Origin of the sequence: Paraburkholderia sp. RL18-085-BIA-A (assembly GCF_046027075.1) — a bacterium.
In the GTDB taxonomy this organism is placed as follows: Bacteria; Pseudomonadota; Gammaproteobacteria; order Burkholderiales; family Burkholderiaceae; genus Paraburkholderia.
The window spans coordinates 109970-132542 of sequence record NZ_JARESU010000012.1 but is presented as its reverse complement, the minus strand read 5'-3'; the positions used below and the strand labels follow the sequence as shown (position 1 = coordinate 132542).

Here is a 22573-nt window from a genome sequence, read left to right as displayed (position 1 = left end):
GTCGTCTCTCAAGTTGAAAACACAGAATACGACACGAACGAAGGCTCGGTCAGAGCGATGTCGAGCTTGTTATAGCGATTGTCTGCAGAATTGGCGGCGAGCACAGCGCTCTTCACCGCATCTCCAATCAGGTTGTTGACTACCGTCTTATATCCGGCATCGGATGCATTGGTGGCGAAGAGAATCTCGGCCAGTTGCGCATGCGCCTCGGTGGTTGCGCGCACGACCACGCGGCCGGACGAGCCGCGCAGAACGTTCACGGTGGCCTGCGACGTTTTGGACGAAGTGACCTGGTCACCGCAATGCAGCGCCGAGGCCACGCCGCCGCGATGGAATCCGACGCCGAGATCGAGGCTGCGGACCAGCTCGGCATCCTTGCCGCCTGCAACCGAACCGCCGCCCGGATACGCCTTGTTGAAGCCGACGATCGAATCGCCGGCCCGGTCGCCCATATTGCCGTGAATCGCGATGCCTTCGAGCGGCGTGCTGCCGGACGCGGTCGAACTGCCATAGACGAACTGCGGACCGTCGCAGCCGTCGTTGTCGTCATCGCGGCCAGCCCGGAAGCGGTTGCCGACGATCGTCGCGCCCTGCTGATAATCGATCTGGATCTGGCAGCTCTGCCCGGCCGGCACTTGCAGATACGACGGATGAGACGGCGTCGAAAACTTCCAGCGGCCCAAGGAGCCGTTGCCGCCGCAGCCGTTCCTGGAGAAGTAGTTGCCGTTCACCACCTTGCCCCAGTTGCCGCTTTTCATATAAATGCCGGCGAAGCCGTTGCGGTCGAACACTGCGCCGACGATCAGCGATTCCGCGCCCATGATGATTCCATAGCGCGCATTCCACTCCCATCTTCCGCCGATCACCTGCCAGAAGTTGGCGACCAGATCGGCGCCGGCCGTATGGCAGAACATGCCGATGCAATTGATCAGCGAGCCGTCCGTCAGCCCCGGTGTATGAAAGCCGCGATCGCACATATACGCATAGCAACGCTCGAGCGTCGACGTCACGCCCAGTTCGAAGCCGGCGCCCGGAAATCCGATGGCCGTGCAATGGCGGGCGCCGCTCGTTTTCGAGAAACGGATGCCGACCGGCGTGTTGCCCGTGTGCGCAGGATAATTGGCCAGGTAATAAATCACCTTTTCGTAATGCGCCGGCCGGACCTGCAGATACTCCACATTCGATGCCTCCCCCAGCGTCAGCACCGCCGAGTTCGAGCCTCCAACATCCTGTCTTTCCAGCACCGTCGCAGCCAGTTGGCCTTCGGTGATCACCGTATATTCACCGCCGCCATCGCCGCGCAATTTCGAGCCGGGCGGCGTCTTCAGGTCGCCGTGGAAGCGCCATATGCCGTGCGGCATATAGAAGCCGCGTGCGCCGCTCTGGAAGGCGGCTGTCAGGTCGGGACCGCAATCGTAACTGGACGTGCCCTGCTGGATCGCGGCAAGCTTGCGTGGATCGATGAAGCGCGCGAGGCTCACTTCCTGCCCCGCCACGATGTCGCTGAGCGTCTTCAGATAGCTGGGCGCGACCGGATCCGGAAACGGATGGTCCTGCACATACGCGGCGACCTGCCTGATCTTCACGTCGTGCGTGACACCGTCGCGGGCAATCATCAGCCCGTCGTTGCCCAATACGCGGTCGGCCGTGCCGGCGCTCGCGAGCGAGTCCCCCCCGCGCGGCGCGCTGGTCACAGCGCCCGCGAGGCGAATCTCCGCTGCCGTTGCGCCGGCCCCGGCCAGGCCGCCGAGCAAGAAGGTCTTGATAGCCTGCCGCCGGGTCTTGCCCACCATAAAGTTAGCTCTCCCGATTGCACAACACGTGACTTCACTCCGCGGTTCGCGGCTGCTTTCCGCCAGGGTGCGCGTCGATCCGCACCGGCTGCGGCCGGGACCCGCGAATCAGTCCCTGGACGCCGGGCGGCGTGAAAAGCGGCAAGCGGTACTTGCGGCTGAAGCGCCAGAGGCTGTTCATATGACGCCGCCCCGCCTTGCTCAGAAAACCCGCCGCGGACGCCCGCTGATGCTCGTGGGTCAGCCGCGCGCCCGGCACGCAGAGCACGCGGTAGCCCGCTTGCCAGATCCGTGCGCAGAAATCGACGTCTTCCATATAGAGGAAGAAATGCTCGTCCATACCGCCCAGGTCGCCGAACAGCGAGCGACGCACGATGAAACCCGTGCCCAGCACCCACTCGGCCTCGAACGGCGTGCCCGCGCGCCACGCTTCGCGCATCAGATGGTTGTCGATGCGCCGTCTGAACGCCTCCAGCCGGCCAAGCGGCGAACGCCGGCCGAGAATGTCGAGCAGCGAATAGAAGCGCCGCGCGGAGAACTGGCGTTCGCCGTCCGGATAGGTCAGATCGAGACCGACAAGTCCGACATCGGGCTCGTTCTTCATCAGGGCAACGACGTTCTCCAGCGACGCGTCGACGAAGTAGGTGTCGGGATTGAGCACGAGGACCAGTTCCCGCATGCACCCGACCACGCCGAAATTCACGCCGGCCGCAAAGCCGCGATTGATCGACGTCCTCACGAGCCGGATGCCCGCCGGCAATGCCTCCTTCAGATAAGCGAACGAATTGTCCGTCGAGGCGTTGTCCACCACGACGATATCCTCGTGACCGGCAATCGACTCGTCGAGCACGGACTGCACGCAATTTCGCACCAGCTTCGGCGTGTTGTAGTTGACGATGACTACGCTAAACGTTCCGACCAAGCTCATCCCCACCTCCTGCAAGGCATCAGGCATTCGCGGAATAACTCCCAAAGCCCGACCGATATATTCTCTGTTCGAGCGAGGCAGCGGCCTCGCCGACGACAGCCGGGCTTCTCAAGCCAAAAGAACTGTCATTGACTACCCCTAGGTTTGAACTGACTCTTCAGACATGTCGAACACCGGCAGCGTCATCAAGAGGAATACGAAAGGAATCACTTCAATCGACTGATAAAAGAGCGATTGAAACAGCGCAGCCCAAACACACAGCCTTAGCGTGCTGCCGGGGCATATCAGCCTCGTCACGGAGATCAGCAAGCCGAAGTAGAAGATCGTCCCGAGCAAGCCGACATTCAGAACCTGCTGAAGCAGGCTCGATTCGACAATGCCGAACTGGTTCTTCACGGCGTCCGACGCGGAGTTCGTAACCAGCCCGAAGTACGACCCGGCAATCACGTTGATCGGCAGGACCAGCGCCGCGGCCTTGTCCCAGGCTTCGGTCCGGCCGTCGTTGCCGTCCGACTGCAGGTTGGTCGCACCTATGATGCGTTCCGCAGCCACGTTCATCACGCTATCGCTCGACCCGCCTCTCGCGCCGCCCAGCACGATGATCGCCATGCAGGCCATCAACCCGGCGATGATCAATTTCGCGTTTTTGCTCAGGAACTGGATGGGTTCCCTGACGAACGCAAGCGCGAACGTGCCGAGGATGATCAGCATCCCGCTTCGCGACAGCGACGAAAAGATGCACACCGTCAGCACCGCACAGGCGATCCCCGACAACGCCTTCTTGCGCATCAGATAATCGGCCCCGCACAGCGACGCGACGATCCCGACGAACAGTGGATAGTGCAGATAGCTCCCCGTCAGCGACGGCACGCGCAGGTTGTCGAATCCGTACGTCGTACCCGGCAACACAATCGGGAAGCTGCCTTGCTGCTGGGCCACGGCGACGGCGGCCTCGATCAGTCCGATTACCATCAGTCCCCAGAACGCGAAACGAGGCTGGATGAAGCGGTTTTTGTAATTCGAGATCGAATAGAAATAGATGAAGATCGTGAAGACGAACACGAACACATAGGAGAATTCGATCTGGCCTGTTTGGGCCAGCGTGACCACCATCGACACGGCGACGGTAAACACCACGCCCATGATCAGCCACAAAGACCAGCGCCCCTCGCGCCGGAAATAGGAGCCCAACGCCGCGGGCGAGACGTACCACATGAGCAGACCGACAATGCCGCCGACCTGCACCAGGTACGCCGCGCTCTTGCCCATTTCGGACTCCAGTATTCCGCGAGTCGAGCAGAGCACTGCAGCGAGTAAAAAAGCGATCGTCGCGGTCATTTTCTTTTACGCCTGGCATGCCACGGAGGCACCGACGTTGCACGTGCCTCCCAGGTACATACGCTCGATGACAGCCGCGAACTCGTCGATCTCGCAGACGTTGAGCAAACCGCCGTCGTGATCCACACCTTCCGCGCCCAATGGCGTCGACACGACCGGCAGCCTGGCCGCCAGCATTTCCAGTGTCTTCAGCTTGACGCCCGCACCCGAAAGCAGCGGCACCACGCCGATATCGGCGGATTCGAAATACATGCTCGGGTCGGCCACGAAACCGGTCACGCAGATATCGTCGCTGTTCAGGCGCTTGACGCGCTCGCTCGGGTCCGAGCCCACCACGAACAGTTTCAGCGCGAGGCCGCGCCGGCGCAGCGGCAGGAACGTCGACTCGACGAAGTTGAGCAGCGCCTCTTCGTTTTCCCTGCGCTTCATCGCCCCCCAGAAAAGGATGTTGCCCTTCTTCACGGTGTCCTTCGAACGGCGGATGTCTTTCACGAAAGCCGGCAGCGAGATCGGCACGACCTGCAGCGAGCCGACGCCGGGATAGAGCGCCTGGACCAGTTGGGCGTCCTTGTTCGACAGTACGAGCACCTTGTCCGCGAGCTTCATCACACGTTGTTCGAAATCGAACGTCTGCTTCGCGAACAAGCGCCCTTCCAGGCTCTTGATCCGCAGCACCACCTGAATCTGCACGTCGTGCATGCCCAGCACGAGTTCGATGCTGTCGCCGAATCTGCGCTTCAGATCGACCGCATACGAAAAGCACTGCGAGAACTCCAGCCGCACGGTGTCATAGCGGTTCTTTTCGATCAGGTCGCACAGGAACCGGCTGATCGACTTCTTGTACCGCGTGAAGAAACGCGGTGCGAAATGCAGCGGGTCCGCGAGAAACGACGGAATCAGGTCCAGCGTGTTCACATACTTCACGTAGACATTCCCGACGCTCGCGCGGAATTCGAAATCCTTCTCTTCGACCGGCAGACGTGAAATGAGCACCACGTCGACATCGTTGTCCGCACTCAGTTTGGTCAGATAGTCGAAAGCCAGGCGGTGGCCAGCTTGCGGCGCGTTTTTCTGAGGCAGAAAAGACGTGACAAATAGCTGTTTCATCCGAGTAACCCCTTCACTCCTGGTGGACAGTCGGCGCTGCCGCCAAAAGATGCCTTCGTGGTCGTTCGAAGCAGGCGGTCCGCCTGCTTCGCGATTTCGTGCCGGTCACACAATGCGAGCGACGCGCTGTTTCATCTTTCGTACGGTTTGTAGACGTAGCTTGCGTACCGATAGCGTCCGTAGCCGTAGCTGAAGCGTCCGGGCCGCAGGCGCAGCGCGTTGACGATCACCCCACGTACCGGCAGGCCGATCTTCTCCAGCTGCCGTGAGGACTCGCGCAGCTCGCCGATCCCGGTGACGCCTTGCCGGGCGACGAGGAACGTCGTGCCCGCGACGCTCGCCAGACGCAACGCATCCGCAGTCGAGAGAACCGGCGGGCCGTCGAGCAGCACGACGTCGTACCCGGAACCGAGACGACTCATCAGCACTTCCATCTTCGTGTTCGACAGCAGATCGTTCGGATTTCCCGGCGCGCGGCCGCAGGCGATGAAGTCGACGCCGGGGAAGCGGGTCGCGCGGATCACTTCTTCGGGGCGCATCGTGCCTTGAATCAGATCGGCGAGACCGGGACCGCGATCGCCGCCCAGGTGGCGATGCAGGAAGCCTCTGCGCAAATCCGAGTCGACCAGCAGCACGCGCTTGCCGGACGCGCCCACCACCGCCGCCAGGTTCAGCGCGACAAACGACTTGCCGATACCGGGTGTCGGCCCCGTGATGAGCACCACGCGATTGCGCGCCGCCGACATCGTGAACTCGAGAGCTGTGTGGAAACCGCGCAGGCTCTCGATCGCCGGATCGATCATCGCTTCGCTTGCGAGCACGAGGCCCTGCGCTTCCGGCCGGCGGCGGCTATGTTCGAGCTTCTCTTCCTGGCGGCTGTACGGCACGCTGGCGTAGACCGGCAGGTCCGTGCGCAGCTCGATCTCGTACGGGTCGTCGATCGCATCGAACAGACGCTGACGCGCGAGGGCCGCGATCACACCGACGAACAAGCCCATCATCAGCGACGCGAGAATCACGAGCGCGCGCTTGGGGCGCACCGGCGTGTCGGGCGCGGCAGCCACGTCGACGAGGCGAACATTGCCCACCTTGCCGGCCTTGATCAGTTTCAGCTGTTCGAGCGTGTTGCGCAGCATCGTGTCCAGCTCGGAGCCGACCTGCACATCGCGTTGCAGGCGCAATACGTTTTGCTCGAGCGGCGGCAGCAATTCCGTGCGGCTCGCGATCTGCTTGGTTTCCTGCTGCGACGCCGCCAGCTGCGCGTCGATCGCCTGCACCGCCGGATGCTGTTCGGTGAAGCGCGACATCAATTCATTGCGCTTCTGTTCGAGTTCGGCGCGCCGCGTCTGAGCGGTGACCGAGAGCTGCAGCAGGCTCGTCGCTTCTTCGCCGAGGTCGATCGTGCCGTGCTTCGCGCGGAACTGGTTAAAGCGCGTTTCCGAATCGGTGAGCTGCTGCCGCATCTCCGGCAACTGCAGTTCCAGGAACCGGATCGAGCGCTCCGCCTCTTCCGATTTGCGCTTGGTGTTCTGGTCCACATACTCGGTGGCAATGGCGCCCAGAATCGCGCTGGCTTTCTTCGGATCGGGACCTTCGAGCGACACGCCGATAATGTCGGACTCCTTGCCTTTTTCGGCAATCGTCATTTCGCTGCGCAGTTTCTCGGTGGTCGCCAGCGCGGAGAAGCGGCGTAGTTCGAACGTGGCGCCCGGCTTGGCGTCGACCTTGGCGACCAGCAGCGTGAGCGGGCCATAAGGCGTGGTCGCGTTCAACACCTCGCCGACCGTGCCTTCCAGCTTGATCTTGCCGAGCCGGATCTGATAGTCCGCTCCGTCGCCCTTGGTCAGCACGAACGGTCGGTCATACAGCTCGGGCGGCACGTCGAATTTCGACACATCGATATGCTCGCTGCCCCACACGTAGCCGCGCGGACCGGGCGTCGACCACTCCTCCGCATAGCGGCTCAGCACGCGGCCGATCAGCGGGAAATAGCGCGGCGTCGCTTCGATGAAGAGGTTCAGCTTGTCCACCGCCGGGCCCACGACCATGCGCGAGCCGAGCACCTGCGCTTCGCCGGACGCCGCCGTCTTGACGTCGAACATCGCGGACACGTCGCCCAGCACATTCTTGGTCGAGGTGGGCGTGTTCTCCTCCACCTGCACGAGTACGTCGGCGCGGTAGACCGGCTGGGACAGAAACGCGTAGCCGACGCCGATCGTCAATGCGACTGCCGTCGTAATGCCAATCAGCTTGCGGCTGTCATAAAGCGCGTCCAGATAATTGCCGAACCGTGCCGGTGGATATTCGTCAACATCTCTGTTATTTATCGGTGCACTGCTTCGGTTCATTGCGCGTTCTCCAATTATCGACGGATTGCCACTTGACACAGGCGCCGGGACCAGCGCCCCGCCGCTGCCACGGAACGTTGCCGTCCGGTGCCGGCGCGTTTGCCTCGACGCCCAGTGCCCGATCAACTGTGTCGGGTCACGTCTTCGGCAAATCGTTTGGGATCCGAACCTCGGAATTACGCGCGTCCCCAACGATATGAAACACGTCTGCGGCGATCAGCCCCAAGGCGCAACGTCGCTCGTGCGTCCGGCTGTACCCCCCCCCAGCCTGTTCGCGCAGCAACTCACTGCGTGTCCATCTCCATCGAGGCCCCCAACCTGATCACAGCGAGATAGAAAAATTGCGCCGGTTCACCTGCTTTGTGCACAAACACCTATGCTTATTCGCTTCAATTTTTTAACATCGCATTACACGCTTTTGTCACGGAGGCCCAAATTGAAAAAGCTCTTCGCAACTGTTGTCGTAGCGGTTCTGCCGTTCTCGCCAATGGGTCACCGCGCATTCGCCCAAAGTGTTCCGTCCGCCACCTCGCCCAGCTACGTAGCGCCCTACGTCAGCAAGCGCTCGCAGCTCGAGGTGATGAATCCTCCGCGTCCCGCCAGCGCCACCACCGTCTATGGCGCCGACTCCGCCTTGAAGCCCCGTGCCGACGGCCGTCGTCTGCAGGCCCCCGTCAACACCGGAACGCAAAGCCGCACCAAGCGTGCGCACATTCCGCAGTCGGCGCGCTCCGCCTCTTCGGCGGCCGCGGGCGACGCTTACAGCAGTGATCTATGGAATGCAGGCCAGACCTACGCGTCGCCGGGGACGTCCGATCCGTACAGCGCGCGTTAGCAGTTGCATAAGCGCGGAGCGTTCCGGATTCAGCCCTTTTCATTGAAAGGTGGCGGCTTGCGGCCACGCCGACACCGGATATTCCGGCAAGGCGGCAATGCTTCCCCGAGTAGCCACGTCGTGTCTGCTGTTGCTCCACGCAAACGCTCACGACCTGCGCACACCATAGTTGTTTTAAGTTCCACAACGCGCAATATTCGGCCCGACGCCTATAAGCGGCCGTCGTCAGCCCCACACGGTCCAGTTCTTCGCGCTTTCCTTTGACACCATAGTATTCAGGCAGACCACCAGGGCACCGTTCGGCAGCACACATAAAAGCGGTTGGCGAAATCGCGTGATGCAAGCGAACCCGGCCTGCAAAAAACAAGGCTTCCGCACGACACTTAACCGTCGTCCGGAAGCCTTATTTTTTGCGCTCGGCGCGGCCGTTTTAGCGCGCGTGGCGCGGATTATCTGCAAACTGCGCGGCCAGTTCACGACGCGTGACGGGTGCCGGGTTTTCGTGGATGCGCATGATTTCCGCGAGACGCTCGGCGTAATGCTCGGGCAGATACTCGCCTACGTTGTAGCATCTGTCGGGCTTCGAAAGGTGCGCGGCCAGCTCGCCGAGCGCGCGCTTCAGACTGTCCGGATCGGGGCGAAATTTGATCTTGTTGCCGACGGAATCCGCGGTCGTCGCCATGCTGCCGCCGTCGTGAACGAGCGCGGGCATGCCGAGCATCGCGGCCTCGATGATCACGAGCGGCGCGTTTTCCGCACCCACCGACGGCACCACGACCGCATCCGCGAAACGGCTCATTTCCTCGAATAGCTGCGCTTGCGGACGGCTGCCGAAAAAGATCAGCCTGCGGCTCTCGACGAGCGACGCGAAGCGTTTCTCGATCGCCGCGCGGTCCGGACCTTCGCCATACACGCCGATGCATCCGATGCGCTCGAGTCCGGTCGCGTGCGCGAGTTCGAGGAAATGCGCGAGGCCCTTTTCCGGCGATATCCGACCGACGAACGCGAGGTTCAAGCGCTCCTTGCCGCGCACCGTGATGGGTGGCTGCGCAGTCGGAACGGCGGACGGATTGTGCACCATCACGGTGTTGTCGATGCCGGCACGGCGCAGTGCCTCCTGCATGAAATCACTGGGGCAGAGAATCCGGTCGAACACGCGCGACGGTTGATACGCCGCACGTATCGCATGCCAGTAGGTCTTCGTCATCAGATCGTGCACGAAGCCTTTGGGCGTCGGGCGCAGTTTGAACGCCGCGGCGGTACGCAGCGCGTCGAGCGGCAGAATCACCGGACGGCCGTTCTCGAAGTATTGCAGCGACGGGTTGTAGTAGACGAGATGGTAGTCGTGGCAAGTATGGTAGGCGCGGTAGCCGTAACGGCGCTGATGACGCGCGATCACACTCAGGATCGAAGGCGAAAGCAGATTGTGGTAGTTGTGCACCATCAACCGGTGCGGCCGGAACTTGTGCATCGCCTGTTCGAGCGCGCGGGCGGCGGGCACATTCCATGATCTCGACAGCATCGTGGAGCGCGCGGAAAACTGCGTATCGTCGAAGCGCGCGACGTCGACATCGGGCAATGTCGCCAACAATTCCGCGGACTGTTGGTAGACAATTTCTGCGCCGCCCTTTTGCGCAAAATCGTTAATCACCAATACCCTGCAGCGCTGCATGCTGCCTCCCTTTTTAATGCACGAATGCAACTGCGGCGAAACGTGGCCCCGGCGACGGTTGATTTATGTCGTGTAAGAATGTGTAATAACTTTAACGATTCACCATCACCGCCTATGTCTGCCAGCACACGCAAGGGGACACAGCTTTTTGCATAGTCAGAACTGCGGAAATCTGCCGTTCCAGCCGCCGCCTTCCTTCAGATAGCGCAGGAAGTGCGGGATGCCGGTCAACTGCGCGGCAAAGCGGATCGTCGAGGCCGCGTCGTCGACGATGATCGTGCGCAGACGGTACGGGTCGCTATGCTGGTCGTTCCAGCCGATATCGCAGGTGCGCGCGCTCTTGAATCCCGCGGCTCTCACCAAGCCGACCTCACGGTCGCCATAGTTGCCGTTCGGATACGCGAAGTGCTCGCACGGATTGCTCAGCAGCGCTTCGATCTCGTGCTTGCTTTCGCCGATTTCGGTCGCGCATTCGCTATCGTTGCAACGGGTCAGCACCGGGTGGAAGCGCGTATGCGCCTGAAAATCCACGTGCGCGCGCATCGCTTCCATCTGCTCGACGCTCAGGCCGGTCGGCCGGTCATCGCCGTCCTGCTGGTAGCCGTTGGCCGCGAGCTGGGCGAGACGCTCCTCATTGGTCATCCGCTTCAGCCGCTCGTGGCCGACCTGCAGCGAACCCAGATGCAACCACCAATGGCTGCGTGGACGGCCCACGATGCGGCTGCACAGGAAGATGGTCGGCCGCACGTTGTGCTTGATGAAGATGGGCAGCAGCGCGGCGTTGCCGACGTGCCCGTCGTCGAGCGTGATGGCCGCGCGCGCGCGACCGTTGCCGGGAGCGCCGACATCGGTCAGCGGCACCAGATCGCAGAATTTGCGCAGATACGTCAGATGCGTGTCGAGGGTCGCCGGGTCGGGGTCGTGATAGAGCAGGACCGCCACGCGGTCGCGCCACAAGAACGCGCGCGTCGCGCGCGCGAGGCCCGTCAGAACGACGAGCGCCGCCAGCAATTCCTTGATGATTGCCTTACCCCGTTTCATAACGCCTCTCTCCTCAGTGCGCTTTGAACGACTCGGGTCGCGTTGCTTGCGCCTGGTGTTGCCTGGTGTTGCCAGGCGTCATGTGGAACAGCAACCGCTCGAACGCGCCGCCTCGCTGGCAAACGCACAGCGTTACTCACCCGTTCTGCCGGACAGCGGAGCTTCGCCGGCGGACCACCCGGCCTGTCTCTCGCCCGCTTTCAACGACCCCGTGATGTGCCGCGCCACGCAGGGCGACGCGTGCTTGGTCCCGTAGACGAACCGCATCACGGGCCCGAAACTGTGAGCCGACGCCGGCCCGACCACATAGAGGCCGCGCACCCGGGTTTCGTAGTTCGACGTCAGCTCGGGCAGCCCGGCGCGGCCGGAAATCGTGTCCGCGATGTCCTTCGAAAGAAACGCGTGCTGTCTCATATCGGTCCTGAAGCCCGTCGCGGCGATCACGTGATCGGCGCCGACGGCGGCGTGCTTGCCGTCGGTCAATACACGCAGCACGACCCGTTCGTTGTCGACCGACGCGGAGCGCACCTCGGTGCGAAACGAGAGCTTCACCTTGTCGACCACGCGATCGTGCAGCCACCACGCGCCGGACGCGCCATACGCCTTCTCCATGATCTGCTTGCGCCGGGCGTCATCGAGCATGTGAAAAATGCCCGGGCATTCGGACAGGAAAAGCGAGCGCCATCCGCGCCCGAGGCCCGCGTCGGGGCCCTTCAGCTTCGAGACGATGCTGCGCGACGCTTGCGGCCTGCCGTGCCAGACCACGTGCGATTCGCGCATCAGTACGTGAGGCCGCGCGCCCAGTTCGTGCAGCAGCGCGGAGAGCCCCAGCGCCGACTGGCCGCCCCCGACGATCGCAACCTCCTTGCCGCGCGCCCACGTGAGGTCGCCATAACGCTCCGAATGAGTCGCATAGCGTTCAGGCAGCCCTTGCAGCGCCGGCGGGGTTTGCGCGAACCCCTTCAGGCCCAGCGCGATCACCACCTTGCGCGCACTCAGCGAGCGGCCGTCGCTCAGCGTCAGCTGAAAATGTCCGTCGAGGCGCCGCAGACTGGCGACGTCGACCGGCTGGATCTCGCCGACCAGATTCGCCTGAAACCAGAGCGCGTAGTCCACGAACGTTTCGAGCGGCAACTCCATGCCCATCGGCTCATAAGGCAGGCGCTTGAGCCGGCAGTAATCCTCGACGGTGAAGCCGGCTCGCGGCGCATGAAGACTCGACGCGAACGCCTCCGAGCGCAGCAGCATGCCGGGCGGCATATAGTTTCTCCACGTCAGCATCGGCTGCCCGAGAAGCTGATGGTCCACACCAGTGGCTTTCAGATGGGCGGCCAGAGACAACCCATACGGGCCTGCGCCAATGATTGCGGTGTCGGTAAAGGACATTGGGTCATCTCCCTCCAGGGATGGCATTCACGCCTGCGCAGCACCCACTCGCGAGGCCTGGGCTGCGCGGCACTTTGTCAGGTCTTGTCCATCTCAGGCTTTCGCCTGGCGCGAGGTGGGGGCCTTCATCGCTTTCCAGCGGCGCTTCATGCGGCGCAGTGGACCCATCACGCAATAGAACTGCAGCGCCGGAAACGGATCGGTCCAGCGAAAATAGCCGTCGACGATCTTCGTGTGCCCGTTCAGCAAATCGGGCGGCGCGTGGTCCGAGAACGTCGCGCGCCACGCCGCCGGCACATTCGACACGCGATCTGGGATCGGCGGCAGTCCGGCTTCGTGCCGGAAAGCGGCCAGCGGAATATTGACCCCGCAAAGCGTGGCGATTTCTTCCTGCCGGTCCGTGCGGCCGACCGTCGGCTCGACCATCAAGAATTGCTTGTGGTTGTCGTCCCACTTGTATTCGATGCTGCCCATCCCGTCGAAGCCGGCCCGCTCGATGAACTCCCGGGTCAGCGGTTCGAGCACGCCGCGCGCTTCGGGCGCGGCCACGCAAATGGCCGTATCGCCGACGCCCGGCGGCGAACTGAGCACCTTGCGGCCGGTGAACATGCTGACCACGCTGCCGCCCTCGCCGCGATAAAACAGCGTGAAATGGATGTTGCTGTCAGGCCCTTCGATCCATTCCTGCACGATGATCCCGCCGGGCGAAGCCAGCATCATGATCGCCCGTTCACGCGCCTCGCGCAGCGTATTGACGCGCACCGCGCGCTCCTTCTCGCCGCGCAACACCTGACGCTTGTCGTTCGGTTTCAGCACGCACGGATAGCGCAGTTCCGCCAGTCGCTGAACATCGGCCAGGCTTTCGAGCACCACCGAGCGCGGCACCGGAAACCGGTGCTCCTGCGCGTATTCGTGAAACCTCGCCTTGCTGGCAAGCATCTTCACGGTATTGTCCTCCGGCAGGCGGAAGCGATACCAGTTCGAAAGCGTTTCGCGGTTTTCCGATACCGCATGCACCGCATCCTCGTCGGTCAGAATCAGAACCGGAGGTTTGCTGAACTTCCTGCCGAGCTCGATCATTTCATCGGCAAACACCTTGCCGACAAAGCTCTTGACGACGTGTCCGTGCACGTGGCGGCACCACATGCCCGCGCGGACGATTTTCGTATCTACCGCTATGACGGGTACGTGCGCGCGGGCAAGAGATCGCGCCACGCCGAGTCCGTTGAGTTCCGCACCGACGACCACCCCAGCTATTTGATCAATACCGTATGCGTTCGCCATAGTATCGAATCCTTCTGTCCTTATATTTGCGTGGGCCCTCGAAGCGATCGCATCTAGCAAGACAGGAAATGAATGTCTCGCCCTGACCGGGAAGGCTCCGGTGTTCATGTTTTTGGTGTGGAACGGAAATGCCGCATGCGCGCGCACGTTGGCGCGTCGTGGCACGCACCGAGTTTCGGACGATGTGTATTTCGCAGTACCGCGGCGCGACTCTTGCGCAGCTCGCGTCGTGAATCACTCTACGGGGCTGGGGAATTGCAATACGTGCGGCGGCGCACAGTGTCCGATAAAAAATGATATGAGGGAAAGAATGGCGCCCCGCGCGCGCCAAAAAGGGGCACCTGAGTAGCGCGCTAAGGCCCGGCTGGCGGGCGTTCCGGCGGGTCGGCACGCGGCTCGCCGAAGTGGCCTGCAACGAGCTTTCCGCGTTTGAAAGCATCCATCGGCGGCTGCGTATCCGATGGATGATGCGCGATACATGTCCGGGCAAAAAAACCGCTACCTGCCCTCGGAGAAGCCTCGTTCGAGCGCCGCTACCCCGGCCGGCAAATCGACCTTCACGCCGAGGTCCACCATCGTCCTGCCGAGCGCGTGCACGGTGCGGAAAAGATGGTGCTCGCGGCACTGCTCGCCCATCTGACCGATCCGAACGATCGGCAATCCGAACGAGCCGGAGATTTCCACCTGATGCTGCCGCGAAATATGCGAGCAGACATCCGCGGGACTCAGGCCGGCGGGCACCTCGATGCCGACCACCGAATTCAACCGGCAGGCCGCCGGCGCATACAGCTGCAAGCCCAACGCCGTCACCCCGTCCTGCAAAGCCAGAGAACATTTCAGATGCCGCGCGAAGCGCTTTTCCAGTGTCTCGGCGCATACGAGGCGCAACGCCTCGTGCAAGGCGAGCACACCGGACACCGGCGCGGTGTAGTGATAGCCGGCGTTATGCCAGAAATTCTCTGCCAGCGACGCATCCAGACACCAATGGGCGTTCGGCGCCCTGCGCCCCTTCACGCGCGCCCAGGCGGCGTCGGAAAACGCGATCAACGACACACCCGGAATCGACGACAAGCCCTTCTGTCCGCCGGTGATCACGGCGTCGATGCCCCACGCGTCCATTTCCAGCGGCATCGTGCTCAACGTGCACACCGCGTCGACGATCACCAGCGCGCCCGCCGCTTTCGCGAGCGCCGCGATGTCCTTCAGGTGGTAATTCCACACAGTGTTCGACGTCTCGCCCTGCACCACCGTCACGACCTCCGGACGCTCGCGGCGGATCGCCTCGGCGATCTGTTCGAGGCTCGCCACCGTGCGGTCGGCGACTTCGAGCGTGCTGACCCGCGCGCCGACGCGCCGGCCCATCTCACCCATCCGGTCGCTGAAAAAGCCGTTCTTGATGCACAGCACCCGCGTGCCTTCCCAGGCGAGATTGGAGATCGCCATTTCCATCGCGGCCGATCCCGGCCCCGCCACGCCCAGCACCCACTTCGATTGCGTCTGGAACACATAGCGCGCCATCGTCTTCACCTGCGCGATCACCTTCACCATCGTGCCGCCCAGGTGATTGATCACGATCGTGTTGGCCTTGGCGACGGCGGCGGGAATCGGCACGGGGCCGGCGCCCATCATCAGAAGCGGCTCTTCGGGAAGGATGGCGTCGAGCGATTCGACAACCGGACAGGGCACTGTGGATGCAACGGTAGGCATTGATGAGGTCGGCATGATCGGTACGTGAATGTCAGAACAGCAAGGAACGCGTGGCCTCGCCGGCCATGACGCCGGGGAGGCCACGCGTCCGATCATTCACTGATCCGCGCGATTGCGCAAGTTTTTTGACTATGCCAAGGCGCACGCGTTACCGCGCGAACACCGCTACTGTGAACGTCATTGCGCGAACATCACGGCAGCGCCCGCGCAGCATGAACGCCGCCGCGAAAACAGTGGCGCGGCGTCGTCATTTCACCTTGGTCTTGTCCAACTGCTTGCCGGTCGCCGCATTGAAACGCTCGACATAATCTTCGATCAGCTTGCGCACCGCGCGTCCGATCAACCGGTAGTCCGATTCGTTGAGGTTCGCGAGCGACACCCGCCCGGACGGATGCTGCGTGCCGAACCCGCGCCCCGGCAGCAGCACCACCCGCGCTTCGCGCGCGAGACGGAACAGCAGCTCGGACGGCTCGGTGTTCTTCAGCAGCCAGTCGACGAAGTCGCGCCCGAACATCTTTTCGCCGAAGAATTCGATGTCGAGAATCGTGTAGTAGTCGACCTGGTTCGGATCGTCGTCCTCGAACGAGATGCCCACCTCTTCGTACAGCGCCTGCTTGCGCTTGCGGATCAGGCGCTTCAGCGCGCTCTTGTACGCGTCCGGCGTGTCCATCAGCGAGAACAGTGAGAACAGCACCATCTGCACCTGCTGCGGCGTCGACAGACCCGCCGTGTGATTCAGCGCGACCGTGCGGCTGTCGGCCACGAGGCGGTCGATGAACTTGAGCTTGTCCGGCTCGGTCGTGATCGACTCATAGCGCTCGTGCAACTGCTTCTTCGCTTCCTTCGGCCGTTCGGCGATCAGCTTGTCGAGCACGTTGTCGCGATGCGTCGCGATCGTGCCCAGACGCCAGCCGGTTGCGCCGAAATACTTCGAGTACGAATACACGAGGATGGTGTTCTTCGGCGCGAGCGCGAACAGCGACACGAAGTCGTCCGCGAAGGTGCCGTACACGTCGTCGGTCAGCAGGATCAGGTCGGGCCGTTCCTTGACGATGTCGGCGATGTACTGAAGGCGTTCGTCGCTGATCTTCACCGACGGCGGGTTGCTCGGATTCACGAGGAAGAACGCCTTCACCTTCGGGTCGCGCAGCTTGTCGAGTTCCTGCTTCGAGTACTGCCAGCCATTGGCGACATCAGCGTCCAGATTCACCACATTCAGCTGATAGTCGTTCAGGCGCGGAATCTCGATGTACGGCGTGAAGATCGGCATGCCGAGCGCAATCGTGTCACCCGCCTTGATCAGGTGATTCTCGCGCATCGTGTTGAAGATGTACGTCATCGCCGCCGTGCCGCCTTCCACCGCGAACACGTCGAACTCGCCGACGAACGGATGATTGCCGATCATCTCGCGGCGCAGATACTGGCCGACGATCAGCTCGGACAGCTTGAGCATGCGGTCCGGCACCGGATAGTTCGACGCGAGAATGCCCTCGCACATCTCATACAGAAAGTCGCCGGCCGAGTAGCCGAGCTGGTCGCGCACGTACGACACCGCGCCGCGCAGGAAGTCGATCCCCGACACGCCCTTGTTTTCGCGCAGGAACAGATCGAAGCGCTCTCCGAGACCTTCGCGCCGCGGGAAGCCGCCCACCCCTTCCGGCATGAACGCGAACGAACGCTCCGACTCGCGCATCGCAAAGAGGCCGAGTTGCCAGAAGCCGTGGCGCGGAATCGTCGCGAGAAAATTCGGATTGCCGCGCCCGGCGTTGAGCATTGCCGCGTTGGCGGGCCGCTCCACCGCGCTACCGCCGGCGGCCTTGATCAGTTCGTCCTTGAGTTCGAACGGACTGAGCGCGGCCAGACCCGCTTGCTCCATGTCCGCGTGTTTCTTGTCGCCCTTCTCTTTTGCCATGATGCGTTCTCCAATGAGCCAGGTGAATGACGCCGGCGTGGCGATGGACTGCCAGCTGCGCCGGCGTAACAGAGACGATGGACGCGCGCGCTACACGAGCCCGACCACCAGCGGGCCGAGCAACGTCAGCGCGACGTTCGCGATCGCATACGTGATCGCGAACGGCACGGTCGGCACCGCGCTTTCCGCCTTGTCGAGCACACCGCCGAAGGCCGGGTTCGCGCTGCGCGAGCCGGACAGCGCACCGGCCAGGATCGCGGCGTTGTTGTACTTGAGCACGTAACGGCCGAACAGCATGGTCAGCAGCAGCGGGAACAACGTGACGAACACGCCGAGCAGGAAGATCGTCAGACCGCTCTGCTTGACCGTCACCACCGCCTGCAAGCCGGAATTCAGGCCCACCACCGCGACGAACGCGGCAAGGCCGAAGTCCTTGAGCAACTGCGACGCGGCCGACGGCATCGCGCCGTACATCGGATGCTTGCCGCGCATCCAGCCGAACAGCAGCCCGGCCAGCAGACAGCCGCCGCCCGAGCCGAGCGTGAGCGGAATACCCGCCACGTTGATCACGATCAGCCCGATCAGCAAGCCCAGCACCAGGCCGACGCCCATGTAGATGAAGTCGGTCTTGTTGCTGTACGGCAGTTCGTAGCCGGCGGCATCGACCGCGCGCTTGGTGTCCTTGGGCGAACCGTAGAAGGTGATCACGTCGCCGTGCTCGACTTTGGTTTCCGGCAGGATCGGCAGCGGCTGGCCCGCGCGCGTGATGCTCTGGATGTAGACGCCGTGGCGCATATTGCGGTCCACGAGTTCGCGCGCGGCGGCGAGCGTCGTGTGGTTCATGCCCTTCTTGGTGAAGACGCCCTCGCGCGTCTGCATGACGACGCCGATGTCACCGACGTCCGCGACCTCGTTGCCGTTCGCGCCGAACGCGACCACGGCTTCACGCCGGCCCACCACCAGCACCACGTCGTCGGGCTGCAAAACCAGATCGGGCGTCGGCTCCAGCGTCTTGCCGTCGCGCTTGATGCGCTCGATCGTCAGGAAGTCCTCGTGCAGCGTCTCGACGGCCTTGACCGTCTTGCCGGCGCTCACGTCGATCTTGTACGCGCGCCCCACCAGTTCGGGCAACGCGAGGATCTGCCCCGGCCCGCGTACCGGCGCGCCTGCCGCCAGTTCGCGCTCCGCTTCGACCGATGCTTCGCGCAAGCCTTGTCCCATGAATTTCGGCAGGATGTTCACGCAGACGATGATCGCGCCGAGCGAGCCGAACACGTACGTCACCGCGTAGGCGATCGCCACGTCCGATTGCAGCGACTTGACCTGATCGGCCGGCAGGCCCAGGCGCGCGATCGCATCGCCCGCCGTGCCGATGATCGCCGACTGCGTCAGCGCGCCGCCCGCGAGCCCGGCCGCAAGACCTTTGTTCAGATGGAACAGCTTCGCGCACACCACGACGGTAATCAACGCGCTGACGGCGAGAAACACCGCCATCGCGATCTCGCGCAACGTCTTGCGGTTCAGCGAGTTGAAGAAGCCGGGCCCGGAGTCGTAACCGACCGCGTAGATGAACACCGCGAACATCACCGACTTCACGCCGTTGTCGATCGTCACACCCGCCTGGCTGATGACCACCGCCGCCAGCAACGACCCGCCGACGCCGCCTAGCTGGAACTTGCCGAAGCTGATCTGCCCGATGAAATAGCCGGCTGCGAGCGACAGAAATAGCGCGATCTCGGGTGATTTCTGAAAGATGTGATGTAGCCAGTCCATCGTGTCCTCGCTGATTAGTTGGCGATACTGAGTACTGGTTGCTGCTCGTGCAAACGGCGCGGCGGCCGTGCCACGTGGCGGCGTGCCATGCATCACCACTCGCGTACTGCCGGAGCGCCGCGCGCGGCGTTCAATGGCGCGCCAGGCGCGGCGCGCGGCGTGGCTGCCTGGCGCCTAGCCGAACTTGCCGGCAAGGCCCACCACCACGGGGCCCATCAAAGGCAACAGGATGTTCGACAGTGCGTAGGTGATGGTGTAGCCGATCACGGGTGTCGAGTTGCCGGTCACGCCGACCAGCGCGCTGATTGCCGGGGTGCTGCATTGCTGGCCGGCGATCGCGCCGAGCAGCATCGGCGCTTCCAGCTTGAGAAACATGTGGCCGATCCATAACGACAGCAGGCCCGGCACCAGCACCATCAGAATCCCGGCCACCGGCAGCGCCAGCCCGTATTCCCGCACCAGCTTGATGGCGTCCGGTCCCGCCGACAAACCCACCGCCGCGATGAACGTGGCCAGCCCGAAGTCCTTGAGAATCTGCGCGGCGGCCGACGGCAGCGAACCGATCAACGGATAGCGCGAACGGATCCAGCCGAACAGCAGCCCGGACAGCAGACAACCGCCGCCCGTGCCGAGCGCGATCGACACGCCGCCGATCCGTGCGCCGAGATGACCGATCGCCATGCCGACCAGGATGCCCAGCCCGAGATACACGAAGTCGGTTTTCTGGGTCGTGGCAAGTACATAGCCGAGACGCTTCGCGCCGCGCTCGACATCGGTCTTCGCGCCGACCAGGGTCAGCACGTCGCCGCGGTTGAGTTCGGTGCCGGGCAGCGCGGGCACCGTGGTTTCGAGCCGAGTGACGGCCGCGATGTAGACGCCGCGGCCGTCTTCCGGCTTGGCCCGCTCGCGCAACTGAGCGATCGTCAAACCGTGCGCGTCGCTCTTCGTCAACACCACGTCGATGCGCTCCGCGAACACCTGGCCGAGCGCGGCGCCGGCCACTTCCTCGCCGAGACTGCCCGCCGCCTCGACGACCGCCGCGCGCCGCCCGGCCACCAGGACCAGATCGCCCGCCGCGAGACGCAGTTGCGGCTCGACCGGCAGATTCGCGCCGTCGCGCTGAATCCGCTCGATGGTGAGATTGAAGCCGTGCTGCTGCTCGAACGCGAAAACCGTGACGCCGGCCGCCGCGCCGACGCGAAACGCGCGGCCCACCAACGCCGGCGCGGCCGCGCGCTGCCCCTCGCTGAACGCGCCGGCGCCGCCGAGCTTGCGCCACACGCGCTCGGCTTCGTCGCGCAGATTGATACGCAGCAGGAGCGGCGCGAACTGGCTCGTGAACAGAACGATGGTGATCAGGCCGAACAGGTAGCTCACGCTGTATGCGGTCACGATGTTGGCCTGCAGGCGCAGTGTCTCCGCATCGCCGAGACCGAGCTTCGCGATCGCTTCCGAAGCCGTGCCGATCACCGCCGACTCGGTCGCCGCGCCGGCCAGCAAGCCGGCCGCCGTGCCGATATCGAGCTTCAGGACGCTTACCGCGATGAGGATCAGCACCAGCACGGAGACGATCTCGACCACCGACAGCACGCCGTAGCGCCAGCCCCGGCCGATGTTGGCGAAGAATTGCGGACCGCCGGTGAAGCCCAATGCGAAGATGAACAGCGCGAACGCAATGTTCTTCAGATCGGGCGCCAGCCGCACGCCGGTTTGACCCAATATCAACGACACGATCAACGTGCCGCACACGCCGCCGAGCTGAATCGGGCCCACGCGAAACGAACCAATAAAATATCCGATTGCAAGGCTTGCAAACAGCGCGATTTCCGGTTGCGATCTCAGCAATTCACTGATCATGTTGGCTCGCCGATTAACGAGGTTATTTGCAAAAGGCCGAAAACCGCATGAAGCGAATAAAATCAGACTGACCCAATCAGTCGGGCCTGAATCGAGCCATTACCTGTCCCTGGCCCACGGCGCAGACAGGTGAAACGCCGGCTGAGCGGCCTATGGCAAGGCGATGCCGCAGTGGCCGGCATCGCGGGCGCACCGCGCCGCTGCGCCGATTCGGGAACGTGGTTCCATTAATTCGACAGTCACTTTTCCCTCGCGATGTTGCCTACCGCCGTGAAAAAGACATAATCTGCTGATGGCCAGTTTCTTACAGCATTGATTCAACATCCTTTTTTGAACACTGCTTTTTTGAACCAATATTGCAGTTCGGCACGGCTGTCAACGTTATTTTTTATTACAGCGAATCGACTTTCCGGAAGCACGATCTTCGGTAAAACGTGCATATTGGCGCTATGCATTGCGCCACGCCGTAATTACCGTGAACGGGTAATTTATACTGATCCGCCCGCCTGCCGCGCGATGAGTCCGTGTCGTCACGTAGGCACTCTCCTTCGGAGTCCGACATGCGCATGATCCTGTTCAGCACCCGCCAATACGACAGCGATACGTTCACCGAAGCCAACGCCGCGCACGGCTACGAACTGCACTTTCAGGAATCGCACCTCGACGCCGATACCGCGGTGCTCGCGCAAGGCTGCGAAGTGGTGTGCCCGTTCGTCAACGACAGCGTCGACGCCGACGTGCTGGCGCGGCTCCATGCGGGCGGCGCCCGCCTGATCGCGCTGCGTTCCGCGGGCTTCAATCACGTCGACCTCGCGGCGGCCGAGCACCTGGGCATGCCGGTCGTCCGGGTGCCGGCCTACTCGCCGCATGCGGTCGCCGAACATGCGGTCGGCCTGATTCTGGCGCTGAACCGGCGGCTGCCGCGCGCGGTCGCGCGCACCCGCGAAGGCGACTTCTCGCTGCATGGGCTGCTCGGCTTCGATCTGCACGGCAAGACCGTGGGCGTGATCGGCACCGGCATGATCGGCCGCGTGTTCGGGCGCATCATGGCGGGCTTCGGCATGCAGGTGCTCGCGCACGATCCGGGCACGCCCGCCGACGACCTGCTCGCGCTCGGCGCGCGCTACGTGCCGCTCGACACGCTGCTCGCCGAATCCGACGTGGTCAGCCTGCACTGCCCGCTGTTGCCGTCCACCTACCATCTGATCGACGGCGCCGCGCTCGCGAAAATGAAGCGCGGCGCGATGCTGGTCAACACCGGCCGGGGTGGTCTCGTCGAAGCCAATGCGCTGGTCGGCGCGTTGAAGGACGGCCAGCTCGGCAATCTGGGGCTCGACGTGTACGAGGAAGAAGGCGGTATCTTTTTCGAGGATCACTCGAATCTGCCGTTGCAGGACGACGTGCTCGCGCGTCTGTTGATGTTCCCGAACGTGATCGTGACCGCGCACCAGGCGTTCTTCACGCGCGAAGCGATGAACGAGATCGCCCAGACCACGCTCGGCAACGTCGCGGCATGGCAGGCACGCGCACCGCGCAACGCGGTGCGCGCCGCCGGGCAGGTCTGAGGCAGCAAGCGAGAAACGGCGGGCGAG

At 63.2% G+C, this 22573-nt stretch carries 15 protein-coding genes; 2 read left to right on the top strand and 13 right to left on the bottom strand.

Translation table 11 applies throughout. The features are described from left to right. Positions 1–8 precede the first annotated feature (8 nt). The 5 genes from P0D89_RS11570 to P0D89_RS11550 form a co-directional block, all read right to left on the bottom strand. Entirely contained in the window at positions 9–1793 is a 1785-nt protein-coding gene (locus P0D89_RS11570) for a hypothetical protein (RefSeq protein ID WP_408376591.1), read from the bottom strand. A 34-nt stretch (positions 1794–1827) separates the two neighbouring features. Continuing rightward, positions 1828–2721: a glycosyltransferase family 2 protein gene (locus tag P0D89_RS11565; RefSeq protein WP_408376590.1), complete on the bottom strand. Its 894-nt coding sequence runs from the start codon at positions 2719–2721 to the stop codon at positions 1828–1830. Between the two features lie 138 nt (positions 2722–2859). Then, a complete protein-coding gene (locus P0D89_RS11560) occupies positions 2860–3990 on the bottom strand; it encodes a hypothetical protein (RefSeq protein ID WP_408376589.1) in 1131 nt (376 codons plus the stop codon). A 75-nt stretch (positions 3991–4065) separates the two neighbouring features. After that, positions 4066–5166 carry a glycosyltransferase gene (locus P0D89_RS11555; RefSeq protein WP_408376588.1) on the bottom strand — a complete coding sequence of 367 codons (1101 nt, stop codon included), beginning with the start codon at positions 5164–5166 and terminating at the stop codon, positions 4066–4068. Between the two features lie 131 nt (positions 5167–5297). Further along, positions 5298–7514 (bottom strand): GNVR domain-containing protein, encoded by a 2217-nt coding sequence (locus P0D89_RS11550; protein WP_408376587.1) that lies wholly within the window; start codon positions 7512–7514, stop codon positions 5298–5300. Positions 7515–7950: 436 nt separating this feature from the next. On the opposite strand from P0D89_RS11550, the gene P0D89_RS11545 reads away from it, so the two are divergent. Beyond that, positions 7951–8349: a hypothetical protein gene (locus tag P0D89_RS11545; protein WP_408355446.1), complete on the top strand. Its 399-nt coding sequence runs from the start codon at positions 7951–7953 to the stop codon at positions 8347–8349. 430 nt (positions 8350–8779) lie between these two features. Here the strand turns inward: P0D89_RS11545 and P0D89_RS11540 are convergent, their stop codons facing one another. The 8 genes from P0D89_RS11540 to aspT (P0D89_RS11505) all read right to left on the bottom strand — a co-directional run bounded on the left by P0D89_RS11540 (position 8780) and on the right by aspT (P0D89_RS11505) (position 20981). Continuing rightward, a complete protein-coding gene (locus P0D89_RS11540) occupies positions 8780–10021 on the bottom strand; it encodes a glycosyltransferase (protein WP_408376586.1) in 1242 nt (413 codons plus the stop codon). Between the two features lie 156 nt (positions 10022–10177). After that, the gene (locus P0D89_RS11535) at positions 10178–11062 is read right to left on the bottom strand and encodes a polysaccharide deacetylase family protein (RefSeq protein WP_408376585.1); all 885 of its coding nucleotides are present in this window, start codon (positions 11060–11062) and stop codon (positions 10178–10180) included. Between the two features lie 132 nt (positions 11063–11194). Further along, entirely contained in the window at positions 11195–12448 is a 1254-nt protein-coding gene (locus P0D89_RS11530; RefSeq protein WP_408355437.1) for an NAD(P)-binding domain-containing protein, read from the bottom strand. Positions 12449–12541: 93 nt separating this feature from the next. Beyond that, complete coding sequence (locus P0D89_RS11525) at positions 12542–13732, bottom strand: carboxylate--amine ligase (RefSeq protein ID WP_408376584.1); 1191 nt, start codon at positions 13730–13732, stop codon at positions 12542–12544. Between the two features lie 498 nt (positions 13733–14230). Next, positions 14231–15454 (bottom strand): pyridoxal-phosphate-dependent aminotransferase family protein, encoded by a 1224-nt coding sequence (locus P0D89_RS11520; protein ID WP_408376583.1) that lies wholly within the window; start codon positions 15452–15454, stop codon positions 14231–14233. A gap of 232 nt (positions 15455–15686) precedes the next feature. Continuing rightward, positions 15687–17351: a bifunctional aspartate transaminase/aspartate 4-decarboxylase gene (locus P0D89_RS11515; protein ID WP_408376582.1), complete on the bottom strand. Its 1665-nt coding sequence runs from the start codon at positions 17349–17351 to the stop codon at positions 15687–15689. 90 nt (positions 17352–17441) lie between these two features. Further along, positions 17442–19124, bottom strand: a complete 1683-nt coding sequence (gene aspT, locus P0D89_RS11510) for an aspartate-alanine antiporter (protein WP_408376581.1) — start codon at positions 19122–19124, stop codon at positions 17442–17444. Between the two features lie 174 nt (positions 19125–19298). After that, positions 19299–20981, bottom strand: coding sequence for an aspartate-alanine antiporter (aspT, locus tag P0D89_RS11505; RefSeq protein WP_408376580.1), 1683 nt, complete (start codon positions 20979–20981; stop codon positions 19299–19301). Positions 20982–21541: 560 nt separating this feature from the next. Here aspT (P0D89_RS11505) and P0D89_RS11500 point away from each other — a divergent pair. Beyond that, entirely contained in the window at positions 21542–22546 is a 1005-nt protein-coding gene (locus P0D89_RS11500) for a 2-hydroxyacid dehydrogenase (protein WP_408376579.1), read from the top strand. The last annotated feature ends 27 nt before the right edge of the window (positions 22547–22573 follow it).